The 7,218-nt window shown below is 70.4% G+C and carries 8 protein-coding genes; 6 read left to right on the forward strand and 2 right to left on the reverse strand.

Annotation, left to right across the window (positions count from 1 at the left end):
* The coding region (locus ACTHJJ_RS02990; RefSeq protein ID WP_440301450.1) for an MFS transporter at positions 1 to 402 on the reverse strand (402 nt) is incomplete at its 3' end.
* A gap of 9 nt (positions 403 to 411) precedes the next feature.
* Positions 412 to 1,962 (reverse strand): MDR family MFS transporter, encoded by a 1,551-nt coding sequence (locus ACTHJJ_RS02995; RefSeq protein ID WP_440301451.1) that lies wholly within the window; start codon positions 1,960 to 1,962, stop codon positions 412 to 414.
* 50 nt (positions 1,963 to 2,012) lie between these two features.
* Here ACTHJJ_RS02995 and ACTHJJ_RS03000 point away from each other — a divergent pair, with 50 nt between their 5' ends.
* From ACTHJJ_RS03000 to ACTHJJ_RS03025, 6 genes are all read left to right on the forward strand, one after another.
* On the forward strand, positions 2,013 to 2,510 hold the full coding sequence (locus ACTHJJ_RS03000; protein ID WP_440301452.1) for a GNAT family N-acetyltransferase: 498 nt from the start codon (positions 2,013 to 2,015) through the stop codon (positions 2,508 to 2,510).
* Positions 2,511 to 2,632: 122 nt separating this feature from the next.
* Positions 2,633 to 2,983 (forward strand): DUF488 domain-containing protein, encoded by a 351-nt coding sequence (locus ACTHJJ_RS03005; protein WP_440301453.1) that lies wholly within the window; start codon positions 2,633 to 2,635, stop codon positions 2,981 to 2,983.
* A gap of 105 nt (positions 2,984 to 3,088) precedes the next feature.
* Positions 3,089 to 4,708, forward strand: coding sequence for an ABC transporter substrate-binding protein (locus ACTHJJ_RS03010; RefSeq protein ID WP_440301454.1), 1,620 nt, complete (start codon positions 3,089 to 3,091; stop codon positions 4,706 to 4,708).
* A gap of 50 nt (positions 4,709 to 4,758) precedes the next feature.
* The gene (locus ACTHJJ_RS03015) at positions 4,759 to 5,790 is read left to right on the forward strand and encodes an ABC transporter permease (RefSeq protein ID WP_440301455.1); all 1,032 of its coding nucleotides are present in this window, start codon (positions 4,759 to 4,761) and stop codon (positions 5,788 to 5,790) included.
* On the forward strand, positions 5,790 to 6,800 hold the full coding sequence (locus ACTHJJ_RS03020; protein ID WP_440301456.1) for an ABC transporter permease: 1,011 nt from the start codon (positions 5,790 to 5,792) through the stop codon (positions 6,798 to 6,800). The genes ACTHJJ_RS03015 and ACTHJJ_RS03020 overlap by 1 nt, the downstream gene beginning before the upstream one ends.
* On the forward strand, positions 6,797 to 7,218 hold a 422-nt coding region (locus tag ACTHJJ_RS03025; protein ID WP_440301457.1), incomplete at its 3' end, for an ATP-binding cassette domain-containing protein. The genes ACTHJJ_RS03020 and ACTHJJ_RS03025, both read left to right, overlap by 4 nt.

Here is a 7,218-nt window from a genome sequence, read left to right on the forward strand (position 1 = left end):
GAAGCGGAAGGCGATCAGCGACCACGCCTCCGGCGCGAGCGCGCACCCGATCGCCGCGACGACGAAGAAGAGCATGTCCGCCATGAAGAGCCGGTACCGGCCGATCCGCTCGACGAGCACTCCGCCGCTCACCGCGCCGACGACCGCGCCGACCATGATCGCGGCGTTGACGAGACCGGTCATCGCCGGGGTGAGCCCGAACTGCTGCTTGATCGCGGTGATCCCGAACGCGATCGAGGAGAAGTCGTAGGCGTCCATGAAGATGCCGCCGAAGGCGAGCAGGACGACCATGAGCGAGCCGCGCTGGGGGGTCGCGTGGTGGGCAACGGCAGCGGCGACATCGGCCGCGCTGCGGATGACGACGCGACCCGTGGTGGTCTGCGTCTCGGTTGGGGTAGGCATAACGCGAGGTTAGTTATCGCGTGCTGATCCGGTGGTCGGTGTTCGCTCCGTGGTCGCCCCCGAGGACAGCGTCGGGAAGTGCCGGGGCACGAGGGCGAGGAGGATGACGAGGGTCGCGAGCGCGAAGACGAGCAGGGCGACGAAGACGGCGTGCGTCGAGGCGTTGAGCGCAGCCCGCATGAACGCCGCCGCCTCCGCGGAGGGATGGCCGCTCAGTGCCCGGCTCACCTCGTCGACCGTGCCGGGCACCGCGCCCTTGAGCGAGGCCGGTGCGGCGTCGAGCCGGGCGAGCAGGACCGCGTTCGTGACCGCACCGAAGACCGCTGCGCCCAGGCTCTGCCCGAGGAACCGGGAGAACATCGCGCCGCCGGTCACGACGCCCCGCTCGCCCCACTCGACGGTCGACTGGAGACCGACGAGCAGCGGCGCGGTGATCAGGCCCATGCCGGCTCCCATGAGCAGGCTGCCGGCCACCGGTTGCCAGACCGGCGCGTTCTCTCCCATCAGCACGAAGACGGCGCCCGCGGCGATCGCGAAGAGCGCACCCACGACGGCCGTGTCGCGGAACCCGATCCGGAGGTAGAGGCGGCTGGACAGGCCGGACGCGACCGGCCAGCTCATGCTCATGGTCGCGAGGACGAAGCCGGCCGCGACCGGACCCAGGCCGCCGACCGCCTGCGCCCACGTGGGCAGGAAGGTCGACAGGCCGATGACGGCGAGGCCCGCCATCGCCGTCGCGAGGTAGGACCCCGCGGTCAGGCGGCGGGTCCAGAGCCACGGTGGCATGACCGGCTCCGGCGCCCGCCGCTCGACGGCGACCGCGGCGAGCCCGACGACGAGCGCCGCCCCGAAGATGAGCAGGCTCGGCGCCGACCACCACGCCCACGTGGTGCCGCCCTCCAGCAGGCCGAACATGCCGAGCCCGGCGGCGAGGAAGAGCAAGGTGGCGCCGGCCCAGTCGATCCGGTGCGGCTGCCGCTCGACGTGCTCGTGGACGCCGCGGACGATGAACGTCAGGGCCAGCGCGCCGATCGGCACGTTGACGAGAAAGATCCAGCGCCACGACGCGTACTGGGCGAAGACGCCGCCGAGGGTCGGCGCGACCACCGCGGAGATGCCCCAGACGCTGGACAGGTAGCCCTGGATCCGGCCCCGCTCCCGGATGTCGTAGAGGTCCCCGGCGAGGGTCTGCACGGTCGCGCCGATCGCCCCGGCGCCCAGCCCCTGCAGCCCGCGGAACACGATAAGCGCCACCATGTTCCAGGAGAACGCGGACAGGACGGACCCGACCAGGAAGACGACCGACCCGACGACGAGGACCGGCTTGCGGCCGTAGAGGTCGGCGAACTTCCCGTAGATGGGGATCGTCATCGTCTGCGCGAGCAGGTAGATCGAGAAGACCCAGCCGACCAGGGAGAAGCCGCCGAGGTCGCCGACGACCTGCGGGATGGCGGTCGCGACGATCGTCGTGTCCATCGCGATGAGCGCCATGGCGAGCATGAGCGCGACGAGGACGGGCGTGCGGTGGTCACGCGCCCTACGGGCCCGGCTCAGCGGCATACGTCCTCCTTCGCGCGCATCGGCCCATCCTGCCCTCGTAGTCTTCCCGTATGCCGCTCACCCCCTCGGTCGTGCTTCGTCCCCTCCGCCCCGGCGAGTTCGCGGAGGCCCGCTCCGCCGACTCCGAGTTCGACGACTTCGGGCCGCGGTCGGGCTACGTGGTGCCGCCGCCGTGCCGCGTCGACGAGGACGGGGTCCTGGCGGTCGTCGTCGACGGGCAGCCGGTCGGGACGACGAGCTGGACGTGGGTGCAGTGGGGACCGACGCGGGCGTCGCGGTGCCCGATGATCGGGATCTGGCTACAGGCGAGCGCCCGTGGCTCCGGTGCCGGCACGGAAGCTCAGCGCCAGCTCGTCGACCTCTTCTTCCGGCACACGGCGACGAACCGAGTGCAGGCGCACACCGACGTGACGAACGTCGCCGAGCAGCGGGCGCTCGAGAAGGCCGGGTTCACCGACGAGGGGGTCGTGCGGGGCGCGCACTGGCGCGGCGGCGACTGGCACGACGGCCACCTCTACTCGATGCTGCGAGCCGACTGGCTGACCTGACGCGCTGCTCGCTCTTCCCTGGTCCCGGGTGACCCCGCCGCCCAGGGACGGGACGGCTGCTGGGAAGCGGCCGAGCGGTATACCTCCGCGCTAGGCTCGGGAGGAGAGGAAGGACGGCGTCCATGGCGACGGTGCGGGTCAAGCGGGTCTACGACGACCCCTCTCGCGAGGACGGCTACCGGGTTCTGGTCGACCGCGTCTGGCCACGGGGGATCTCGAAGGACCGGGCCCATGTCGACGAGTGGGACAAGGAGGCCGGCCCGTCGACCGAGCTGCGGACCTGGTTCGGGCACCGGCCGGAACGCTTCGAGGAGTTCGCCCGGCGCTACCGGGAGGAGCTCGACGGGAGCGCGGCGCTCACCCACCTGCGCGAGATCGTGGCCGACCACGACCTCGTGACGCTCGTCTACTCGGCCAAGGACGAGGAGCACAACCAGGCGGTGGTCCTCGCCGCCGTCCTGACCGGCTCCTGACAACTTGCTGGGATTGCTTGCGCGTCGTCCCGCGGCGGTCTTAACTGAGAGAGCGGTCGCCGAATCCCACAGGATCCGGCGGCCTTTCCTTTTTCAGGAGGGGACATGCGCGGTTCACACCAGCCCCGGTTCGGCTCCATCGCAGCCCTCCTGTCGGCCGTCGCCCTCGCCGCTGCCTGCAGCAGCAGCCCGAGCGCCACGTCGGCAGGCGGGTCCGCCTCGACGGCAGCAAAGGGAGGACAGGGCAAGCCGGTCGTCATCGGGACCACGGACAAGGTCGTCTCCTTCGACCCGGCCGGGTCCTACGACCTCGGCTCGTGGACGCCGATGTTCAGCATGTACGAGACGCTGCTGCTGTTCCCGCCCGGCAGCAAGACACCGACCCCCGACGCCGCGAAGTCGTGCGACTTCACCGACTCGACGCACTACCAGTGCACCCTCCGTCCGAACCAGAAGTTCTGGAACGGTGACCCCGTCGACGCGCAGGCGGTCGTCTACTCCTTCCAGCGCAACCTCCGGATCAAGGCGCCGCAGGGCGCGTCGAGCCTGCTCGACGCGAGGAAAGGCGTCGCGGCCAAAGGCGCCGACACGGTCGTGTTCACCCTGAAGCAGCCGTTCGCCGTCTTCCCGTTCGTCCTCTCCGACCCCAGCAACGCCATCGTCGACCCGAAGGTGTTCCCGGCGGACAAGGTGCTCGCGAACGACAAGATCGTCGGCTCCGGGCCCTACGAGATGACGAGCTACCAGACCGGCCAGCAGCTCGTGCTCAAGCCGAACCCGGACTACGGCGGCACGCTCAAGCTGAACAACAGTGGCGTCGTGGTGCGCTACTACACCGAGCCGTCGGCCCTCAAGCTCGACATCGAGCAGGGCGCCATCGACGTCGCCTACCGGACCTTCAGCCCCACCGACATCGCCTCGCTCCAGTCCGAGTCGAGCAAGGGCGTCGAGGTCGTGAGCGGGCAGGGCGCCGAGATCCAGTACATCGTCTTCAACCTCAACAAGATGCCCGGCTCGAACCCGGCCCAGAAGCTGGCGATCCGGCAGGCCGTCGCCCTGTCGGTCGACCGGCAGCAGATCGCGCAGACCGACTACAACGGCACCGTCGCGCCGCTCTACTCGATGATCCCCGATGCGCTCGCCGGCCACGTCGACGCGTTCAAGACGACGTATGGCGCCAGCCCCGACCCGGCCAAGGCCAAGCAGGTGCTCGCAGCCGCCGGGGTCAAGACCCCCGTGTCGCTCGACCTCTGGTGGACGCCCAGCCACTACGGGGCGACGTCCGCCGACATGTACACCACCATCAAGCGGCAGCTCGAGGCCACCGGGCTGTTCTCGGTCAACCTCCACTCCGCGGAGTGGGCGGCCTACTCCGGCGCCTTCCCGACGGACGCGTACCCCTCGTTCCAGCTCGGGTGGTTCCCGGACTACCCGGATTCCGACGACTACGTGGCACCGTTCTACGGGACCTCGACCTCCTTCCTCAACGACCACTTCTCGAGCGCGGCCATCGACGCCGCCATCGCCGCCGAGCGGGCCAGCAAGACCCAGGCGGAACGCAACACCCAGTTCGAGAAGATCCAGATGATCGGTGCGCAGCAGGCGCCGACCATCCCGATCTGGCAGGGCAAGCAGATCGCCGTCCAGCGGACCGGCGTGACCGGGGTGAAGGACACGCTCGACGCCTCCTACACGTTCCGGTACTGGCTCATCGGCAAGCAGTGAGCCGCAGCAGCGGCGGGGCCCGCGACCGCGGGCGGAAGGGCGGCTGAGACATGGCCCGGACGGGCGGTGGCTCGCTGCGGACCTACCTCATCGTCCGCATCGCGCTCGTGGTGCCGATGGTGCTGATCCTGCTCACCCTCGTCTTCATCCTCATGCGGGTTGCGCCCGGCGACCCGATCCAGGCCGCGCTCGGCGGCAAGCTGTCGCCGGCCGAGCTCGCCACGCGGCGGCATGCCGCCGGCTACGACCAGCCGATGCTCGTCCAGTACGGCGCCTACCTCCAGCAGGTCTTCACCGGCAACTTCGGCACCACCGTGACGGACAACCGGCCGGTCATCGACATCGTCAAGACGAACGGGGCCGCCACCCTCGAGCTCGCCCTGGCGGCGCTGGTCGTGGCCGTCGTCGTCGGAGTGCTCGTCGGCCTCCTGGCCGGCAGGTTCCGGGACGGCTGGTTCGACGTGGGCGGGCGCATCTTCGGGATCGTGGTCTACGCCGCTCCGGTCTTCCTCACCGGGCTGCTCGCCCAACTCGTCTTCGGCAAGTACCTCGGCTGGCTGCCGACCTCGGGGCAGGCGAGCCCGCTGACGCAGGCGTTCCTGCCGACGCACACGAACCTCCTCGTCGTCGACGCCATGATCGACGGCGACGGAACCTCGCTCGTCGACGTCCTCAAGCACCTCTGCCTGCCCGCCATCACCCTCGGCCTGCTCATCAGTGGCGTCTTCATCCGCCTCGTCCGGGTCAACGTCATCCAGACCCTGCGGCACGACTACATCGAGGCGGCGCGCGCCCGCGGCCTCTGGGAGCCACGGGTCGTGTTCCACCACGCGTTCCGCAACGCGCTCGTCCCGGTCATCACGGTCATGGGCCTGCAGGCCGCACTCCTGCTCTCAGGGGCGGTGCTCACCGAGGAGACCTTCAACTGGCCGGGCATCGGCCACACCCTCATCGACTACCTCAACCTGCGGGACTACACCGCTGTGCAGGGCATCATCACCGTCTTCGCGCTCGCCGTCGTCGCGATCAGCCTCCTCATCGACATCGTCAACGCCTGGGTCGACCCGAGGATGCGGTACTGATGACGGCCGGGATCGGCCAGGCGCCGGAGCGGGCCACGACGGTCACCCCCGTCGGCGGCGGCCGCGCCGGCGTGGGGCGCCGGCTCTGGGCGCCGGTCGCCGCGTCGCGCGGCGTCCCCCGGTGGCTGCTGGTCATCGGCACCGTCATCGTGCTGGCCTTCGTCGTCGTGGCCGTCTTCGCGCCGCTCGTCTCGCGCTACGACTTCGGCCAGTACGCCGACGCGAACGGGCCCTTCACGAAGCTGGCACCCCCGTCGGCCGCCCACTGGTTCGGTGTCAACGTCATGCAGACCGACGTCTTCGCCCAGGTCATGTACGGCGCGCGGACCGAGCTCGAGGTCGTCGTGCTCGCCGTCGTGCTCTCGCTCTGCGTCGGCGTACCGCTCGGGCTCGTCTCGGGCTGGGTCGGCGGGGCGCTCGACCGCGCCCTCGTGCTCATCATGGACGCGCTCTTCGCCTTCCCCTACCTGCTCCTCGCGATCGTCATCGCGTTCCTGCTCTCGAGCTCACCGCTCGGCGGCGGGATCGTGACCGCGGCGGTCGCGATCACCGTCGTCTACGTGCCGCAGTACTTCCGCGTCGTACGCAACAGCGTCATGTCGGTCCGTGAGGAGACCTACGTCGAGGCGGCCCGCACGCTGGGGGCCGGCTCCTTCACGATCGTGATGCGCTACATCTTCTCCAACGTCATCCAGACGGTCCCCGTGATCGCGACACTCAACGCGGCCGACGCGATCCTCACCCTCGCCGGGCTCGGCTTCCTCGGCTTCGGCATCCAGCCGACCGTCGCCGCCGAGTGGGGGTATGACGTCCAGCGGGCCATCTCCGACGTCGGCGCCGGCATCTGGTGGACCGCCGTCTTCCCCGGTCTCGCGATCGTCCTGCTCGTGACGGGCCTGACCCTCGTCGGAGAGGGCCTCAACGACGTCGTCAACCCCGTCCTGCGCCGCCGCCGCTTCACCCGGGTCACCCTGCCCACCGAGGCCGGGCCCGGAGATGACGCCCGATGAGCGGGGAGCCGCTCCTCACGGTCCGCGACCTGCGCGTCTACTACGGCACCGAGCGCGGCACGGTGCGCGCCGTCGACGGCGTCAGCTTCGACCTGGACCGCGGCGAGGTGCTCGGGCTGGTGGGGGAGTCGGGGGCCGGCAAGTCCTCGCTGGGGCGCGGACTCATGGGCCTGCTGCCACCCGGGGCGAAGGTCGGAGGGCAGGTCCGGTTCGACGGGCAGGAGCTCGTCGGGCTCTCGGCCCACGAGCTGCGGGCGATCCGCGGCCCACAGCTCGGCCTCATCTTCCAGGAGCCGATGACCCGCCTCAACCCGCTCATGCGCGTCTCGGACCACTTCCACGAGGCGCTGCGCACCCACGAGCCGGGCCTGTCGAAGCGCGCGATGCGACGCCGCACGGTGGAGACGCTCGCCGCGAT

The organism is Intrasporangium sp. (assembly GCF_051961875.1).
Taxonomy (GTDB): Bacteria; Actinomycetota; Actinomycetes; order Actinomycetales; family Dermatophilaceae; genus Intrasporangium_A.